This window comes from Leisingera sp. SA32, assembly GCF_056033425.1.
This window is the reverse complement of record NZ_JBVYHB010000019.1, coordinates 1-17,051: the sequence shown is the minus strand read 5'-3', so window position 1 is coordinate 17,051 and position 17,051 is coordinate 1. Positions and strand designations below refer to the sequence as shown.

Annotated in this window: 15 protein-coding genes and 1 tRNA gene; 6 read left to right on the top strand and 10 right to left on the bottom strand. The window is 55.1% G+C overall.

Going from position 1 to position 17,051, the window contains the following annotated elements:
• Positions 1-69 precede the first annotated feature (69 nt).
• Positions 70-1,047, bottom strand: coding sequence for an MBL fold metallo-hydrolase (locus tag AC0IPL_RS19510; protein ID WP_474276770.1), 978 nt, complete (start codon positions 1,045-1,047; stop codon positions 70-72).
• A 210-nt stretch (positions 1,048-1,257) separates the two neighbouring features.
• On the opposite strand from AC0IPL_RS19510, the gene AC0IPL_RS19505 reads away from it, so the two are divergent.
• The 3 genes from AC0IPL_RS19505 to AC0IPL_RS19495 all read left to right on the top strand — a co-directional run bounded on the left by AC0IPL_RS19505 (position 1,258) and on the right by AC0IPL_RS19495 (position 2,217).
• Positions 1,258-1,866: a LysR family transcriptional regulator gene (locus AC0IPL_RS19505; protein WP_474276769.1), complete on the top strand. Its 609-nt coding sequence runs from the start codon at positions 1,258-1,260 to the stop codon at positions 1,864-1,866.
• Positions 1,854-2,105: a hypothetical protein gene (locus AC0IPL_RS19500; protein WP_474276768.1), complete on the top strand. Its 252-nt coding sequence runs from the start codon at positions 1,854-1,856 to the stop codon at positions 2,103-2,105. Before AC0IPL_RS19505 ends, AC0IPL_RS19500 begins: the two co-directional genes overlap by 13 nt.
• Positions 2,106-2,141: 36 nt before the next feature.
• Positions 2,142-2,217: transfer RNA gene (locus AC0IPL_RS19495), tRNA-Ile, on the top strand.
• On the opposite strand, the gene AC0IPL_RS19490 is transcribed toward AC0IPL_RS19495, so the two are convergent.
• Entirely contained in the window at positions 2,174-3,748 is a 1,575-nt protein-coding gene (locus AC0IPL_RS19490; protein ID WP_474276845.1) for a recombinase family protein, read from the bottom strand. The two genes, AC0IPL_RS19495 and AC0IPL_RS19490, sit on opposite strands and share 44 nt — an antisense overlap.
• A 50-nt stretch (positions 3,749-3,798) precedes the next feature.
• Positions 3,799-4,077, bottom strand: coding sequence for a hypothetical protein (locus AC0IPL_RS19485; protein ID WP_474276767.1), 279 nt, complete (start codon positions 4,075-4,077; stop codon positions 3,799-3,801).
• 537 nt (positions 4,078-4,614) lie between these two features.
• On the opposite strand from AC0IPL_RS19485, the gene AC0IPL_RS19480 reads away from it, so the two are divergent.
• Together AC0IPL_RS19480 and AC0IPL_RS19475 are read left to right on the top strand one after the other, a co-directional pair.
• Positions 4,615-5,199 carry an SLATT domain-containing protein gene (locus AC0IPL_RS19480; RefSeq protein WP_474276766.1) on the top strand — a complete coding sequence of 195 codons (585 nt, stop codon included), beginning with the start codon at positions 4,615-4,617 and terminating at the stop codon, positions 5,197-5,199.
• Positions 5,196-6,551: a reverse transcriptase domain-containing protein gene (locus tag AC0IPL_RS19475; protein ID WP_474276765.1), complete on the top strand. Its 1,356-nt coding sequence runs from the start codon at positions 5,196-5,198 to the stop codon at positions 6,549-6,551. Before AC0IPL_RS19480 ends, AC0IPL_RS19475 begins: the two co-directional genes overlap by 4 nt.
• 448 nt (positions 6,552-6,999) lie before the next feature.
• Here the strand turns inward: AC0IPL_RS19475 and AC0IPL_RS19470 are convergent, their stop codons facing one another.
• The 4 genes from AC0IPL_RS19470 to AC0IPL_RS19455 form a co-directional block, all read right to left on the bottom strand.
• The gene (locus AC0IPL_RS19470; protein WP_474276764.1) at positions 7,000-7,227 is read right to left on the bottom strand and encodes a hypothetical protein; all 228 of its coding nucleotides are present in this window, start codon (positions 7,225-7,227) and stop codon (positions 7,000-7,002) included.
• A 591-nt stretch (positions 7,228-7,818) separates the two neighbouring features.
• Positions 7,819-9,312, bottom strand: a complete 1,494-nt coding sequence (locus AC0IPL_RS19465; protein ID WP_474276763.1) for a PAS domain S-box protein — start codon at positions 9,310-9,312, stop codon at positions 7,819-7,821.
• A gap of 209 nt (positions 9,313-9,521) precedes the next feature.
• Complete coding sequence (locus AC0IPL_RS19460) at positions 9,522-9,878, bottom strand: response regulator (RefSeq protein WP_474276762.1); 357 nt, start codon at positions 9,876-9,878, stop codon at positions 9,522-9,524.
• A gap of 384 nt (positions 9,879-10,262) precedes the next feature.
• On the bottom strand, positions 10,263-11,042 hold the full coding sequence (locus tag AC0IPL_RS19455) for a HalD/BesD family halogenase (protein ID WP_474276761.1): 780 nt from the start codon (positions 11,040-11,042) through the stop codon (positions 10,263-10,265).
• 108 nt (positions 11,043-11,150) lie between these two features.
• On the opposite strand from AC0IPL_RS19455, the gene AC0IPL_RS19450 reads away from it, so the two are divergent.
• Entirely contained in the window at positions 11,151-12,065 is a 915-nt protein-coding gene (locus AC0IPL_RS19450; RefSeq protein WP_474276760.1) for a LysR family transcriptional regulator, read from the top strand.
• Between the two features lie 326 nt (positions 12,066-12,391).
• Here AC0IPL_RS19450 and AC0IPL_RS19445 read toward each other — a convergent pair whose 3' ends face one another.
• The 3 genes from AC0IPL_RS19445 to AC0IPL_RS19435 all read right to left on the bottom strand — a co-directional run.
• Positions 12,392-15,796 carry a calcium-binding protein gene (locus AC0IPL_RS19445; protein WP_474276759.1) on the bottom strand — a complete coding sequence of 1,135 codons (3,405 nt, stop codon included), beginning with the start codon at positions 15,794-15,796 and terminating at the stop codon, positions 12,392-12,394.
• Between the two features lie 504 nt (positions 15,797-16,300).
• The gene (locus tag AC0IPL_RS19440) at positions 16,301-16,576 is read right to left on the bottom strand and encodes a hypothetical protein (protein ID WP_474276758.1); all 276 of its coding nucleotides are present in this window, start codon (positions 16,574-16,576) and stop codon (positions 16,301-16,303) included.
• Positions 16,573-17,051 (bottom strand): lysozyme (locus tag AC0IPL_RS19435; RefSeq protein WP_474276757.1); only part of this gene is annotated, 479 nt, incomplete at its 5' end. The genes AC0IPL_RS19435 and AC0IPL_RS19440, both read right to left, overlap by 4 nt.

The window sequence follows — 17,051 nt, the reverse complement described above, 5'->3', positions numbered from 1 at the left end:
CCTTCAACTGGGTTGCGCAGCCTTTAACGCAAGGCGCCGCAGAAGGGAACAATGGATTCTGCCGCACCGTCACAGGCGGTTCGGCAGGTTTTTTTTGCCCACCGACAGGCCAAATTGCCAAGGTGCCTGAAGAAAGCAGTAACGCGTGACAGAGCACTGCACCTTGCCCAGCCCCGGGAAGTCCAGATGCATACCGCAAACCAGCAAATCATCGGCCGCGGCACGGTCGAACATCTGCCGCTGGGTCCGCGCCGCCAGTGGCTGATCGACATCAAATGGAATGGTCCAATCCGGCTCCGCAAACTGCAGCGCCGCCGCATGCACCACGTCCCCCCAGAACAGCAGCGCCGCGTCTCCGGTGTCCAACACGATACCAGTATGGCCCGGCGTATGCCCCGGCAACGGCACCGCGCTCAGCCCTCGGGTGGCGGTGCCCTCCCGCTGGAGCAGCTTCAACCGGTCAGCATAAGGCGCCACACTGCTCCGCGCCGTCTGGAAGAACCCGGGGCTTGCGCCCGGCACCCCAGCCCACACCGCCTCGTCGTGCCAATAGTCCCATTCCGCCTCGGCAAGCACCAACTCAGCGTTCAGGTAGGCGGCGCTGCCGTCCGCCGCCAGCAACCCGCCGCTGTGGTCCGGATGGATATGGGTCAGCAGCACGGTTGAGACCCGCTCCGGCGCAACTCCCGCCGCCGCCAGTGCCGCAGGCAGCCCACCCAGATCCGGCCCCATCAGCTGTTCGGTACCGGTATCGATCAGCGTGACCTCTCTGCCCTGCTCTATCAGATAGCCGTTGACCGGAATTTCCAGCCCCTTGTCACCTTCCCTGTGCAGCGTTCCAGCCAACGCCGCTTCCGCCTTCGCAGCATCATAGCCGGTGAAGAATTCAGGTTTCACTGGCAAATGCCCATCCAGCAACGCTGTGACCGGCGCATTGCCCAGGGTGAACTGATTCAAAACCGGTGCGGGCCCCTGTGGCGCCGCTTCGGCGGCAGTGCCAGCCAATGTGGGCACCGCACCGGCCGGGGCGACGGCGGCGGCTTTCAACAGGGATCTCCGGGTGATACTCATAAGAAACGCCAATATCTGAGCGGGGAAATACCCTTGCCTCAATCACATAAGAGGCAGGCAAGGCCTGGATCAGTCCAAAACCGAAGATAACAGGTATAAGTGACGCTAATAGGTGCGACATGGATCGGCTTTCCCTTCTGGAGACATTGGCAGTGGCCCTGGACGAGGGAAGCCCAGCGTCGCGGCATGACTCAATCCGCCGTGAGCCAGCAGATCAAGCAGTTGGAGGCGCTGCTGGGCCAAAGGCTGCTGCACCGCACAGCCCAAGGCGTGCGCGCAACCCGTGCCGGGGACCTGGTGTTCACCCATGCGCAGGGGTTGCTGAGCGGCTTTGACCGGCTGACGGCCGAATTAGCCACGTTGTCGACCAGCGTTTCCGGGACGTTTCGGATCAGTGTGAACAGTTTTCTGGGCCGCGGGGTAATCGGCCCGATGCTGTTGGAACTGAACCAGCAGCAACCAGATTTGAACATCGTGATGCGGCTGGAAGACCGGCTGGTCGCCGTGGTGCGCGAACACTATGACCTTGCGATTCGGACCGGCAAGCTGGGGAACACCGACGGTGTAGCTCCCAAGATCGCGGCACTGGAAACGGTGTTGTTTGCCACACCCGCCTATCTGGACGCGGTTGGCCGACCACACCGCCCCGAAGACCTGATACGGCTGAAATTCATCCAGCTGCACGAGGATCAGACCCGCGGCTTCTTCCCGCTAATCTATCGCGGCCAAGAGATCGAGCCCCGATCCGGGTCGGCTTCACTGCGGATGATCCGCAACTTATCATGCAGGCGGTGAACGACGGCACAGGCTACACCCGCGCGCCTCGGTTCTTCGTCGCGCAACAGCTGCGGGAGGGCAGTTACGAACAGGTCCTGCCCAGCCACGGGGCGCCCGACAAGGATGCCTTTGCCATCTTTCCTTCGCGCCACTGCATCGACCAACGGCGTGAGCTGGTGATCGAAGGCGCGGTGGAGCGCCTGAGCCAGATGCACCGCCGCCCACCAGCGCCGGATCCGGCCACAATCACCGCTTGACCTCCTGCCCGCCTTTGCCTAACCAGCAGGCATGGCGGGCCTGTAGCTCAACGGTTAGAGCAGAGCGCTCATAACGCTTTGGTTGCAGGTTCGAATCCTGCCGGGCCTACCAAAACGCCATTCCCGTTCTTGATGCCTTGTAAAACCCTGAATGGGCTGGTGAATTGCGGGGTTCTAAGACCGTGTTCGCGACAGTAGGCAATTGGCCGTCGGAATGTCAGCCTCAGAACGACCTTCTTCATCGCAATATCTCCATTTTTCCAAATTTCCCAAGGCCTTGCCAAGAACTTCATCGCGAGTTCAAAAGAACTTTCAAACGAGTGCACGGGTTGCTGTTCTTTATCCAACGCATCATCGATCAGTGCCAATTTGTACTGAAGTTCAGCAACCTTAGCCTCAAGTGCTTTGAGAACCGTAGGTGTCTGCACGTCTACAATCACACTCAGAACCCTTTCTATTCCCGCGCTGAGTTTACTTCGTTCCGCCTGCAAGGAGCGCTGTCTCTTTCCCCTTGCCGCGGCCTTTTGGCTCCAAGCATGCTGAAAGACCTCCCTCGCGATCCCCAGCAACTCTCTTGAGGGCTGTATCGCCTGAAGCGTCGCCTCCACCTCTCCTTCAAGATCGTCTCGCCTGATAGATTTGCCATAGGCAAAACAGCCTTTATTGCGGCACAAATAGTAGGGGTACTTCCGCTTCGTTTGGCTGGTTGACCAACCTCCAGTCAATGGAACACCACAATGGTCACAAACCACGAACCCTCGTACCGGGAAGTCAGCACTAATGTCCTTTCTCACAGGAGCAAACTGCCTACTTGCCAGTTTGGTTTGAATTTGCTCATACGTCGCTAAGTCAATAAGGCCTTCATGCTGCCCTTCTCGCAGTGAAACACCCCAAGGTTCGTATTCAACATATCCCGCATAGATGCGTCGAGTAAGCAGGTCTTTCACTCGTTGAAATCGAACTTCTCTCCCGCCATAGTCTTTGGGAAATTCTGGATAAGAATCCAGAAAACGTTTGACTTCCGCTATCGACTTGAACCGCCCATTTGCAAAACCAACGAGAGCCTCCTGCACGATAGTCGCCAGAGGTTCGTTGCGCGCTAGAATTTTACCTTTGAACTTTTGCCGAACGTGCTTGTAACCGGTCGCAGGTCTGAATGGCCAATAACCATTCTCTATCCTTGATCGCATCCGGCTAACTGCCTGCGCCGCGTTTATTTCCTGATGATGCTGATTTGTAGCAGCAACAATGTTTTCCAGAAAGTGTGAGGCAGGGTCATCGCCAAACTCACCTGTTGGGCTATCAAGTAAGCCTCCAGACAACGCGATCTTTAGACTCAGGTTGTGATGAACATGCACCTTCCGTGCTAATCGACTGGAGCTATCCACGACCACCATCGTGCTACCCTTGCGTTTTCTTAAGAAGCTCAGCAGCTTGCCCATCCCAGGCCGATCTTCAATTTTCCCCGACATGTCGTCAGTAAAAACAGCTAGAACCGTGTACCCTTTGCTCCGTGCATAGGCCCTACAGCTCGTTTCTTGACCTTCCAAGCCAGTCCCTTGGACGGTTTGTTTAATTGATGAAACCCTGCAGTAGATAACCGCATGAGAAGTAGTTGAACGCAAATTTGCAATTGTGGACATCGCTCCAAACTCCGTTTTGATCGAGTTTGAACCCGACAAAGGTTACAGCGCTAATTGTTATGCTTGTTACTGTTACCCGCGTTGTTGTCGCGTGCTGCCTTCTCGAGTGCCTGTTGATGTGGGTGCACTCCGAAGCCGAAGTCCACGAAGTTCAGACAAATGAGACGTATCGCCTCCCGTAGCTCAGCTTCCAAAGCTCCTGTATCTTCTTGGACATTTGTATCCAGCTTGAGTTTTTGCTCGGAAGGTAACGTCTCCATTTTGCCTGTCGCCGTGCCACAGACAGTTAAATGCAGAGCGTTTGTGCGTAGCTTGCTGTCACCGGTCACGACACGTCTCCCTCGATACTGGCTCAGAGAAGAGAGGTGGTTCAAACTCCCACTTAGTATGATGACGCCGCAACGAAATCCGGTCAATGAATTGTTTTTATTACTCTTTATGAGCAAACCATGTCACGTGAGATCACACTGTGCTGGTTGCCAAACCGACAAAAAAATGAAGAAAATCCACCCTTGTCACGTTGAGTGACAAGCCGCACACCGCACCCCCCCCCCATGGTCGAAGTGGATGCTCCATGAGGCGAATCAGAGGCAAGTACAATCAATGGTACGCAAAGTTGTTGCCAAGGCAGGTTGAAGCATTCGTGCTTTGTCGAAATGCGAATGGTTCTGGACGAAAGGTTCTGGACAATGCCCAAGCCAACCTTCATCTTCAGCGTGTGTGCGAGGGGCGCGGCTCTGCCGCCAGCTCGGTAACGGGTTAAACTTGGGAAGTGCAGCTTAGCTGGAGCTACGGCTATCTTCTTCGGAGGAAATGAGAACCAGATTTTTGCCTCGCACACACCACCTCTAATTAAGTGACATTGTATGACCACTGACACGCATAACGAAACCAAGACTGTCATCTGGATAACTGCGAAAAGTCGTATGCATGCGGAGCAGCGGCTTCGTCGCTACGACCGTGTTTCACACATCTTGCTAAGTTGGCTCTCACTTAGTGTCATCGCTTGGGCGGTGGTTCGTGGGTCAATACAGCACACTGCTACACTCGACATCTTCACCGCTGTCGTGTCGGTCTTTGTCTTTGCGTTTTCAGTAATTGTCTTTGGTTTTCGATTTGGCGAAACGGCCGTGCTGCATCGCGAGTGTTACCTTCGGCTACAAAGGCTGCATGACAGCGATTACTCTGATGAAAAAGAGTTGAGCCGCCAATACCACGAGATTCTCGGAGGTTACGAGAACCATAGTGATTGGGACTATGAATCTCTCGTACTGGCCAGAACTTGCTTCGGAAATCGCAAGCTTTGGGGGAGAGACAGACAAGAGATTACTTGGACCGGCCCGATGCTCGCCAAACACGTCATCGGAACGGCGTGCTTTTGGGCTGCCACCGCGGCTGTTTTTGGACTCGGTCTTGGTACATACATCCTAATTGCATGTCAGCTTCCATGACAAAACTGCCATCGCCCGCCGATCTATTTAACTCCCATTTTGGCCGCGCTCAACTCCGCGGTATTTTTGACGAATTTATTTCCGAAGGATCTGCAATCGGCCGCGACGGCGTATCCGTTGACACATTCTCTAGTCGACTGGATGACGAAATTGACGTGATACTTAGAAAGGTGAACACATGCACTTACGAGTTCACGGCATACAAAGAAAAACTTATATCCAAAGGAGCTTCCAAGCCCCCGAGGCAGCTCTCAATACCAACTGTCAGAGACAAACTCGTACTAAAGTTTCTTTCTGAGCTGCTCACACAAATTTATCCAGATCATGTCTCCCGAGTTCCGCACTCGACGATAAAACAAGTACACCAAGTATCCTCTCTAAGCCCTGCAGACCATTCTTACCTAAGACTAGATATTCAAAGCTACTTCCCGTCGATTAACCATAAAATTCTTATGAGAGTTCTGCGCCGCAGAATTAGGAAAAAGCAAATTCTGCATTTGATCGAGAATGCAATTACAACACCAACAGGCAAGAGGAAAAGTGCCGGGAATCTGAATACTGTAGGTGTGCCGCAAGGCTTGAGCATCTCGAACCTCCTGTCATCTCTGTACTTGGCAGACATCGATGCCCAATTGCGAGCGTTGCCCAACGTTGAGTACTTTAGATTTGTAGATGACATTCTAATGATCGGCCCGACACTCGATGTACAAAACCTCGGACAGTCGGTTCCATCGACAATGAAGTCGAAACGCAAGATCGTGTGCCATAAGGTTGGGAAAGGAAGTAAAAGCATCATCGTCCCATTGGGTGATGGCATCGATTACCTTGGATACCACTTCTGCCTTTCAAACATTGAAGTACGAGAAGCCTCATTTAAAAAAATGTTTCTAAACATTATGAAGCTCATTTCGGCCATGAAGTACGCCATGAACAAAGGCCCACTGATTTGGAAGCTCAACTTGCGAATTTCAGGCTGCCATTTTCAAGGCAGGAAAATTGGCTGGCTGTTTTTCTTTTCCCAATCAAAAAACACCGGACAACTGAAGCAGTTGGATGCCTTTGTAAAATCAAATGCAAAAAAACACTTGACCGCCGGAGACATGGACAGATTGAAGCGGTTCGTAAAGGCATATCACGAAATTCGTTACAATGCTGATCACACCGGTTATTTCCCCGACTTCGATAATTTTGATGACGAGCAAAAGAAGCAGCAAATCGGCGTGTTGATGCCTAGAATGACTCGCGCGACACTTGACCTGATGAAACCCGAAGAGCTGGACCAACTGTTCCGCAAGTGTGTCAGCCGTGAGATCGCAGACCTCGAACGGGACATGATGGAGGCGTTTTCGTAGCTGGCCAGATTGCCATTAAGTTATGCTCTATCGGCAGGGAAGTCCTCCAAACTCAGGGTGTACTGCCACGTCGACAGTTCCTTCCATAGCAGGTTCGAACTTTCTCCTGCTAGGTCTACCAGAAAAACCGCTAAGTTGTTGATTTTAAACCATACAACAACCCCGTGGGCAGAAAATTCACCACTAAATAAATCAATGGGTTAGAAGCTCGATTACCCCACGATTTCGAAGTTTCCCTGACCGTGAAAGCCCGAGACTACCCCCTCCCCACAGTAGAGATCTGCTGCAACCACTGCGGCCGCCACGGGCGCTATTTAAGGGAGCGGTTCGTAGAGATGGCCGGAGCCGACACTGAGTTACCCAAAACATTGGGATTCATAGCGGCAGACTGCCCAGAAGATCGCGTCTCACCGGACAACATGCGCGGGAACTGTCGGCCATTCTATGCTCAAGACTGGTGGGGCGCCGGAAGGCAGAAGAGATAGCCTGCCCAGCCTCCTTTTCTGAATTTACCGGCGGGACCTCGCCCGCCGGATCCGACATTTTGCGGCGGGCGTCTCAAGTCGGCGATATCGGCCACCTGAGTATCGACGGCAATCCAGAGCGTTACCGGCGTCAATGAAGGCTGCGCCAATATCAACCCCATCGGCATAGCAAACACCCACGTGCCGGTCATGCGTCCGCTCGCCATTCAGGCGGCACTCAATCGATTTGCCAGCCGGTAATTGACCATCCAGCGGCGGGAGCCCTTACCAGCAGCAGGTGCATAAGGCCGTTCGCAGCCCAAACTAGACATTCGCGCCAGGCGCAGCACAGGTCATGCTGCAAATGCAAAGCTTTCCCAGGAGCGGACCTCCGGATCGCTCAGAAGACCACGGCGATGCTGCGCTTGGTACGGATGTCGGAGGAGCGCAGTTAGTGACCTTTGCAAAGTCGAGCTTTCTCAGATTCGGCAGCAGGCATGACCGGCCCAGACCAGACCTTGCCAAAGTAGCCCAGCGCCGCAGCGCAGCTTCACCGAACCGGTCGTTCGCTTCGGGTGCAAGGTGAAGCCGAAGGCGAATTCACACAGGACCAACCGGCCTGATGCGGGCGCAGCAAATCTGATAGCTTGGAGCCCCACCCAACTCCTGCACATGCAGCGTGGCGATTGCGGCGTCGCGGCAAATTTCGCCAAACCGGTCGTCGAGTCGCTGACAAGACCCCCGGATTTCTTCCGGTCATTCGCCGCGCCGTCAACGAACTGGGAAGATGCGGACGAAGCGGTCTACGCCTCTATTCGATCTCGTGGAACGCGAATGGCCACCCGGAGGCCCGCTTGGTCTAACTGTCTCTCAAAATTGCCTCCAAGCTTACCTTCGATCATATACCGCATAAGTTGAGTTCCAAAACCGACGCGTGTCGGTTCTGGCGGAGTAGTCGTCAATGGGACAGCGTGCAGCTCTGCCCAGTTAAGAAGCACCTGGTCTGCCTCATCGTTGTAGCATGCGTCTATAGACAGCCGACCGCCGGTCGACAGATCATTGTGCTTTAGAGAATTCGTAGCCAGTTCATTCAAGATAAGCGCCAGTGGCATGACGCTTTCACAGCCGACTTGGAGATCTATCGCATTGATTTCTACGTGATCCTTCGTGGGAAAGATATCGATCGACTCGCGTATTAAAGAAGGCAATCTGGAACCTTGAGTGGCATCTTCAATCGCAAGTCGGTTTGCTTGGCCGATCGCAATCAGACGACCAAGGAAAGCCTCATCGAGTTCACTTTTGCTCTGAGCCGCACGAGAGCAGCTGCGGTAAATAGAGGCAAGGACGGACAGGCTGTTGCCTACGCGGTGGCTCATTTCACGGCGCAGTGTTTCGCGATGTTCCGCTTCCTGTTTGCGCTGGATCGCGATACCGATTTGGCTGCCGACTGTTTGCAGCATCCGAAGTGTATCTGCATCCAGCTTCGCAGTGGACGCACCGAAGAATTCCATGACTGCTGAGACTTTTCCGCCTTGTGACACAGGCAATGCAACAGCTCTTAACAATCCTACCTGATCAAAGATCTGCCGCCGAAGAAACCGCTCTGAACAACTGACATCTTCAATAAACTGAAGGCGTTCGGTCTCCCAGGCCAAACCCGGCAACCCTTTCCCAAGAGTAAATTGAATTCGATCTGTCTCTTCCGTGATTGGTTCGAAATGGGCGCTGGACAAATGCCATATCCCAGTAGGACGCAAATGGGCAGTCTCACCATGTCCCTGCACCATTTGAAGATGCCCGGCATCCATACGCGCTACGTCGCACACGGTATCAAGACAGAACTGAATGAAGTTCTCTAAGGAAACGTCTTCGAGAAGCTTCTGCGACACTGCAAGAAGAGCTTCGCCCTCTTGAGCCCGCTGTTTTTGCCGCTCTTCGGCTGCGCGACGAAGTGTGATGTCGCGAGCAATCTTTGAAGCAGCGACCACGTTGCCATCTGCGTCACGGACAGGCGAAACGGTCAGCGAAACCGGAACAAGGGTACCATCTTTCCGTTTTCGGATCGTTTCGAAATGAGCGATCTTCTCGCCTTTGCGCAAACGTGCAATGAAGTCTGCTTCTTCGTCTTCGCGACCGGTTGGAAACAGCATCGTGATCGGCTGTCCAATCGCCTCTTCAGAAGTATAGCCAAAAAGCCGTTCTGCACCTGGGTTCCAGCTCTGGATAACGCTATCGAGGCCTTTCGTGATGATTGCGTCATCAGATCCCTCGACGATCGCAGCGAGGTGCTGCTGCATGCTTTCCGGGGTATCCATTTGCTGCTCACTCCAGACCTCTTCTTAGGCATCTTACACGATGCGGCGGGTAGAGCAAAACCCACGGCTACCTAATCTGACGCCCAGTCATGCAGACGCCCGCCACACTGGTGTCTAAAGAGTCGATAAGCCGGATCAGGCTTCAGAAAAACTTGAGCTTAGTGACACCTGGGGTGGCGCTCACTGCGCGCCTAAGCTAAGTGACCGCTTTTTCGGAATGCTTCTTCGATCATCTGTTGATCGTATGGCTTTGATACGGCGGTAATCTCAGCCGCAGAACCTGGCGAGCCATACCCGGTAGCAAGGATCACAGTCACACCCTGCTGCACCAACCCAAGGGCAAACTCATCCGAATACTCTCCGCTCAAGTTCCGATCGAGCATCGCGCAATCAAAACTCTTCTCTTTCTCACCATTTTCACCGTGCAATATGCTCCCGTTGTCGCGCAGGCCTTGGGTTGGCCCTTTTTGCTGGCAATTCTTGCCGCGGGCCCAATCACCGGGCTGATCGGCATGAGGCCGATATTGAATCGGATTTAATGTTGCCAACTATCTGGGATATCCACTCCGCATTATTGCCAGCTTCGGGCTCACAGCCGCCTTCCGTGCCGCGGAAAGAAACCCCGTGTATACGTTTGTCTGAATGTCGGCTCACCCCGGAGGGGCAATCCATGCTCGCAACTGCAGCGAATGACTTCTTCCCGCCCAACCTGCGGGAGCTGTAGAGGGTGAACGGCGGTAGCGGGCGCGTCCGCTTTGGGCTGGCTGGCGTCATCTGGCGGCCTGGCTAGGTTCTGCGTCGCTGTGCCTTTGCCGCCGCGGCGCCGTATGGCTGCAGTGAGCCCATACAGCATGATGCTGCGCGCCACACGAATGTCGGCTTTAGGGTCGCGAACAGCTATTTCATTGCCAAGTGATAGCGTTCGCGTTTCTTTAATTCAGCCGCCCATAAAAAGTCATCCTGGCGGCTTCCGAAAGCTCGACGCCGGGTTCGGCATTGTACGCAAGAACAGCCAGAATACGCGTCAGGTCGCCTTCATTCGGTGACACACGGTGAATAGAGTTGCGGCCCCGAAAGAAAACCAGTGTACCGGCGTCAGCCTCGACAACTTCAACAGGTGCTTTTCCGTCCAAAATTTCATCAACCTGTGTGAAACCCATTTCGCCTGAATCGGCATCGCGAACGGCGTTTACATATTCAAATTCACCTCCCTTTTCAGGGGCTTGCACCATCAAGGTAATGGCAAATGACGAGTTATCAAAGTGCCAGCCAAGCTCCTCCCCCTTTTCGGCAAAATGCAGATTGATGGAAGATAGCGGGTCTGCGTATCCGTGCATCTCATTTTCGCCAAGAACATCACACAGGAAGCTCCGGAAAATCGGGGAGTCATAAAGTTGGCGCAAGGGCGATGACTGCGGCATCAGATCATCGGTGATGCATCCCTTGGATGAGGTCACAAGGCGGTTGCGCGCATGGTCATCGGCGAACCTGTCATCTTTTGGGGTCAAATAGACGTTATGTTGCTTTGTCGACTTGAAGACCTTGTCTTTGTTGGCGATGCCCTCGTCACGAACCGTGTCTATCGCGTTCTTTTGGACAAATCCTGGCATCACGAAGACACCCGCTTCCTCGAATTCTTTCTTGCAGGCTGCACGGAATTCCGCATCGTCAATTGGAAAGGCTTTTAAGTCGATAATTTCACTCAGATCCATGAGTATCTCCCGCGACTAGATTGCTATTGCGAGTTTGGTACAGGGGCGGAAAGAACAAATAAAGCTGTTTTTTGTTGCTTTTAGGGTGGAAAAACTTTATCAAGTGCTATGGCAGATATAACACTTAAACAATGCCGCTACTTCCGGGCAGTGGCACAGACAGGCGGAATCGCATCGGCGGCGCAAGTCGTTGGTATCTCGCAGCCCGCTGTTGCCCAAGCCGTTGCGAAGTTAGAAGATCAAACAGGCCTTGTGCTGTTTAGACGCCTGCACGCGCGCGGAATGGAATTAACCGCACAAGGTGTTGAATTCCTTCGCTACGCGGAGCAGATGTTGGTCTATGCAGAGCAAATGGGCGTAGCTGCAGCAGACATTGCGGCGCATAGAGTTGGCCGATTGCGTATTGGGTGCTTTCAGTCGATTGCCCCGTTTTACCTGGCAAAGATCGTCAGCGGCTTTTCAAAACATATGCCGGGTGTCGTTTTGGATGTGCGCGAACTTTTACAAGAAGAATTGATCTTTGCTCTAGGCCGAAATGAAATCGACTTGGCGATCCTTTATGATCTTGGTCTTGATGAAACCCGGTTTAAATTACGCCCCCTTGCCGCGGCACACCTCTATCTGATCGTCCCCCCTGATCACCGACTGGCAACAACAGTGTCCGTTTCTATCTCTGAAATAGACGATGAGGAATTCGTACTTTTTGACGCCCCACAAAGCCGGGACTATTTTTTCAACCTGTTCAGTAAATTCGATATCAAACCTCGGATTGCGTTCCGGTCATCGTCGATTGAAACGGTGCGATGTTACGTAGCGAACGGGCTTGGTGTTTCGCTTTTGTCAATGAAACCTGCGGACAACAAGACATACGATGGTGGTCGGACTGTACCGATCAAGCTCACCGATGCAACGCCGCCGATGCAAATTGTCATCGCTTCACATCTGAAAGCTCCAGAGAACCTGCTCGCTGATCGCTTCACCACCACATGTCAGAACCTGTTTGGGAGTCAGAAAAACCCTTAGGATATTAGGAGGGGAGTGCCTGGAAATGTTAAGAGCGGTCGTTGGGAACCTTTAGAAGAACGTCGGCTGTGTCCGCGGTGCCGTCGTTCGACTTCGGAAAATGCTGCGCGATGCACGAACGGCGGCAATGCGAAAGCTGCGCCGCAGCGTTCGACCAGGCTTAGGGCGACAACCAGGTGTGCTTTGCAGGATTCTGCAAAGGGCGCTTCCTGCGCATAGCCGCCATCGGCCTGTCACCGCCCGCAGGACAAAATTTCCAACGGGCGGTGTTTTGGAGACAAAACAGCTTCAGGGTCAACCACTATGTCCGTGCAAATTGGTTTCGCTTAGGTGAAAAGGAAATTATCCGCGTCATTCAATTCAGCGTTAGTCGTGTTCTCGACCAGCACTGTAGTAGAGGAGAAAGTTAGCAGAACATCATCACCGGATTGCGAGAACGTGATTTCCTCCAAGGAGCTTGCACCCAGGGTGATTTCGATCAGATCGTTCCCTCGACCGAAGTCTGTGATCGTGTCATTACCATGACTGCGGCCGAAGACGAAGGTGTCCGCACCAAATCCACCAGTGAGTAAGTCATCTCCCTTGCCCCCCTTGAGTGTGTCGTGCCCGCGACCACCGGAGATTTCATCGTGGTCGCGACGCCCGAAGAGCCGATCTTCGCCATGTCCGCCCTTGAGAGTGTCATTGCCTTTCCCTCCTAGGAGATGGTCATCCTCTCTCCCACCGAAAAGAAGGTCGTTACCTCGCCCACCGTGTAGGCTGTCCGAGCCGGTGTTGCCCTTAAGGGAGTCGTGCCCCAAACCTCCGATGATGCTGTCGTCTCCGTCGCGGCCAGCAAGGACGTCATCGCCATTGCGCCCGCGCATTTCGTCGCTATTGGTCGTATCGATTTGGTGAAGGTCGCCGTAGCGAACTGCAGAGGTAGCTAAACTAGAAACATTCTCAGCAATGCCCTCTTCATCAACATAATTAGCGACCGCGGTGATTGCCGCACCCACATCATCCAAGGTCAACGTGAAGGTATCGCCGGTGGCCCCGGCAATATCCATACCGTCCCGCTGCCACTGATAGACGACTGTTCCGAGCCCGTCTTCATCCGAAAGCGTGTGTGAAGCAGTCAGAGAGTGACCCTGTTTTGCGGTACCAGAGATGGTGACGCTGCCGGTGGGATCGTCATTGATGTTGGCCACGGCTGTGGTCGCGGTGCTGACAACGCTTTCGGCGGTGCCTTCGTCATCGGTGTAGCTGGCGGTCACCGTGATCGCTGCGCCAACATCATCCTGCGTCAGCGTGTAGCTGCTGCCGGTGGCGTCAGCGATATCGACGCCGCCGCGCTGCCACTGATAAGTGACCGAGCCCAGGCCGTCTTCATCGGCAAGCGTGTGGTTTGCGGTCAGGGTCTGGTCCTCGGCCGCCGTGCCGGAAATGGTGACGCTGCCGGTGGGATCATCGTTGACGTTGGCCACAGCGGACGTTGCGGCGCTGACAACGCTTTCGTCAATGCCACCGCCATCAGTGTAGCTGGCAGTGACCGTGATCTCGGCCCCGACATCGTCCTGCGTCAGCGTGTAGCTGTCGGCGGTGGCGCCATCAATGTCGTCACCGGCGCGATGCCACTGGTAGGTGATCGTGCTAAGATCGTCCTCATCGGCAAGCGTGTGGCTTGCGGTCAGGGTCTGGTCCTCGGCCACGGTACCAGAGATGGTGACGCTGCCGGTGGGATCATCGTTGACGTTGGCCACAGCGGACGTTGCGGCGCTGACAACACTTTCGTCAAAGCCACCGCCATCGGTGTAGCTGGCAGTGACCGTGATCTCGGCCCCGACATCGCCCTGCGTCAGCGTGTAGCTGTCGCCGGTGGCGCCATCAATGTCATTACCGTCTCGATGCCACTGGTAGCTGATCGTGCCAAGATCGTCCTCATCGGCAAGCGTGTGGCTTGCAGTCAGGGTCTGATCCTCGGCCACGGTACCAGAGATGGTGACGCTGCCGGTGGGATCATCGTTGACGTTGGCCACAGCGGACGTTGCGGCGCTGACAACGCTTTCGTCAATGCCACCGCCATCAGTGTAGCTGGCAGTGACCGTGATCTCGGCCCCGACATCGCCCTGCGTCAGCGTGTAGCTGTCGCCGGTGGCGCCATCGATGTCGTCACCGTCTCGATGCCACTGGTAGCTGATCGTGCCAAGATCGTCCTCATCGGCAAGCGTGTGGCTTGCGGTCAGGGTCTGATCCTCGGCCACGGTACCAGAGATCGTGACGCTGCCGGTGGGATCATCGTTGACGTTGGCCACAGCGGACGTTGCGGCGCTGACAACGCTTTCGTCAATGCCACCGCCATCAGTGTAGCTGGCAGTGACCGTGATCTCGGCCCCGACATCGTCCTGCGTCAGCGTGTAGCTGTCGCCGGTGGCGCCATCAATGTCGTCACCGGCGCGATGCCACTGGTAGGTGATGGTGCCAAGATCGTCCTCATCTGCCAGCGTATTGCTGGCAGTCAGGGTCTGGTCCTCGGTCGCGGTTCCAGCAATTGTGACACCACCTGTCGGCGCCACGTTATAGTCGGCAATCCTGCTATAGATCCCGTCACCGTGACCGTCCTGATAGGAGGATTGCCAGGTAAAGACCAGGGATCCATCCGCCAATTGCGCGACCTTGAGAGATTTCTGATCATCACTCGTGTGGCTGTTGATCTGCTCTTCTCCGCCCACCGCGGTGCCGTCACTGGCATATCGCTGGGCAAATGTGCCGTCGCCACCGCCATCCGCCCCCGATTCGTCAACCCAGGTAACGACAAATCCACCATCATTGAGCCCGGTAACATGCGGGGTATTTTGGTCGCCGGTTGTGGTCGTATTCACCAGGATTTCGCTCCCGGCTGTTGTCCCGTCGCTGTTATAGCGCTGCGCTACGATACCAAAGTCGGAGCCATCTTGACCGTACGATGCCCAGGCGACAACAAAACCGCCATCGACAAGCGGCGCGACCGTTGGGGATTTTTGAGAGTCGGTCGAAGTGGCGTTGACCTGGAATTCACTTCCAACTTCCGTACCATCACTGGCATAGCGCTGCGCGAAAATGCCCCAGCCACTCCCATCCTGTTGATAGGACTGCCACGTAACGACGAAGCCACCATCAAGTAGAAGTGTAACATCGGAAGCGTCTTGGGTGCCATCTGTTTCAGTATTGATCTGGAACTCGCCGTTGATGGTCGAACCATCGGCTGCAAACATCTGACCATAGATGCCAGCATCGCTACCATCTTGGTCGTAGGAGGTCCAAGTCACAACGAAATCGCCGCCGACCAAAACTGTGATTTGAGGTTCGTCCTGCGTGCCAGTGGTTGTTGTATTCACTCGAAACTCATCACCCGCGGGTGTTCCATCGCTGTCATAGCGCTGTCCGAAAACCCCGGCACTAGAGCCGTCCTGCCAGTTGCTTGTCCAGGAAATGACAAAACCGCCATCCGCAAGAGGGCTGACAACCGGCTCATCCTGCGTGTCGGATGTTTCCGTATTGACCCTGAATTCGCCCCCCTGTTTGACGCCATCGCTGTCGTACATCTGGGCATAGACGCCGTGGTAGCCCCCATCCTGTCCATATGACGTCCAGGTTACGACAAAACCACCGCCGGAGAGTGGAGCCACGCTTGGCTCGTACTGAGCGGAATTCGTTTCGGTGTTGACCCGGAATTCGGACACGATGTCGGTAAGGGAGGGGGATGTGGCCATGTTTTGCTCTTTCTAATTGAGATTTGCCGGAAAGGCGCAAGTGGTTTGCACACTTCCTATTCCGGCAGCCGTTAAGAGCAGATTGACGGGAAAGAAATATATCCAAACTTTCCGATCTGAGAGCTAACCGTTTAAAAATGCACCAAATTGTGACCTAGACAAATAGAGTTTCCATTCTGAACGGTCAGAGATCGATCCCCTACTTTGAAGGCAGTATCCGCAGACATGTCTTGTGAGGACGCGCTGAAAACGCTACTATAGGGAGATCAACTCGGTTGAGTGGAACAGGCGAGATTCCAATGACCATCGCCCGCTGACATCCACGAATCCGGCAATAGAATAAGGCTCCCTGTTCACGGGCCGGGCTTTCGTCCCGACAGCGCCTCGACCCTATCGCCGCAATCCAGCAACGCGCGCCGGTCCCGGGACCACAGGAGCTCCACCTGCTGATCACTGACCCAGCCCTCGGGGATACGCACCGGCGCCGCGCACGGGTCCACAGCCTCAGCGTAGCGCATTGAGCCGGCGCACCCGGCCAGGGCCGATACAGCGAGGCACAGCAACAGGATCCGCATGGGCCTTCTCCTCCAATTGGCGTGAGAATTCATCGCGAGCGCGCAGCGCCTCGATACGGGCAGCCTCCAGCTTTTGGAATGCCTCGATCCGCGCCAGTTCGCGCGCCTGGTGATCGACCCGGCAGTCCGCGGCGCCTTGGCGGTAGCCAACGCCGACAGCAGCCGCCAAAGCCGCGAGGGCGAGCAGAACGACCGCCCCTCTCACACCTCTGCATCCAGTGCTTGCAGGCACATCAATCGCTCTGACAGTCGCCGGTTGGTCAGGCCGCGGATCACGCGCCCCCCTGCCCGGTTCCAGCGCGGCAGCTCATTGCAGGCGCCGCGCAGATCTCCAGCGTTTGCCTTGCGCACCAGCGTCGACCGGCAGGCCGCTCCGGGCCCGACATTGTAGGTCCAGCTGACCAGCGCGATCTTCATGCCCACCGGCATGTCAGCGGAGAGGCAGCGGTCGAGGTGCGCCTCATAGGCGACGATCTCGCGGGCCAGTATCGCATCGCAATCGGCCAGGCTGTAGCTGTCTCCGGGCCGCACGCCCTTGGTCTCGCCGTAGCAGACCGTCCAGACACCCACGATGTCGCGGTAAGCTTCCGTACGAAGCCCCTCCCACTGCCCAACGAAGGTCACCGCCGACGCGAGGGCGACCGAACTACCCGCGATCAGGCCAATGGTCCGCTTACGCG

Excerpts from the sequence above, each read along its gene's own strand:
- AC0IPL_RS19445 (WP_474276759.1), bottom strand. The coding sequence starts at position 15,796 with ATGGCCACATCCCCCTCCCTTACCGACATCGTGTCCGAATTCCGGGTC.
- AC0IPL_RS19465 (WP_474276763.1), bottom strand. The coding sequence starts at position 9,312 with ATGCAGCAGCACCTCGCTGCGATCGTCGAGGGATCTGATGACGCAATC.
- AC0IPL_RS19480 (WP_474276766.1), top strand. The coding sequence starts at position 4,615 with ATGACCACTGACACGCATAACGAAACCAAGACTGTCATCTGGATAACT.
- AC0IPL_RS19475 (WP_474276765.1), top strand. The coding sequence starts at position 5,196 with ATGACAAAACTGCCATCGCCCGCCGATCTATTTAACTCCCATTTTGGC.
- AC0IPL_RS19505 (WP_474276769.1), top strand. The coding sequence starts at position 1,258 with ATGACTCAATCCGCCGTGAGCCAGCAGATCAAGCAGTTGGAGGCGCTG.
- AC0IPL_RS19490 (WP_474276845.1), bottom strand. The coding sequence starts at position 3,748 with ATGTCCACAATTGCAAATTTGCGTTCAACTACTTCTCATGCGGTTATC.
- AC0IPL_RS19500 (WP_474276768.1), top strand. The coding sequence starts at position 1,854 with ATGCAGGCGGTGAACGACGGCACAGGCTACACCCGCGCGCCTCGGTTC.
- AC0IPL_RS19455 (WP_474276761.1), bottom strand. The coding sequence starts at position 11,042 with ATGGATCTGAGTGAAATTATCGACTTAAAAGCCTTTCCAATTGACGAT.
- AC0IPL_RS19450 (WP_474276760.1), top strand. The coding sequence starts at position 11,151 with ATGGCAGATATAACACTTAAACAATGCCGCTACTTCCGGGCAGTGGCA.
- AC0IPL_RS19470 (WP_474276764.1), bottom strand. The coding sequence starts at position 7,227 with ATGACCGGCACGTGGGTGTTTGCTATGCCGATGGGGTTGATATTGGCG.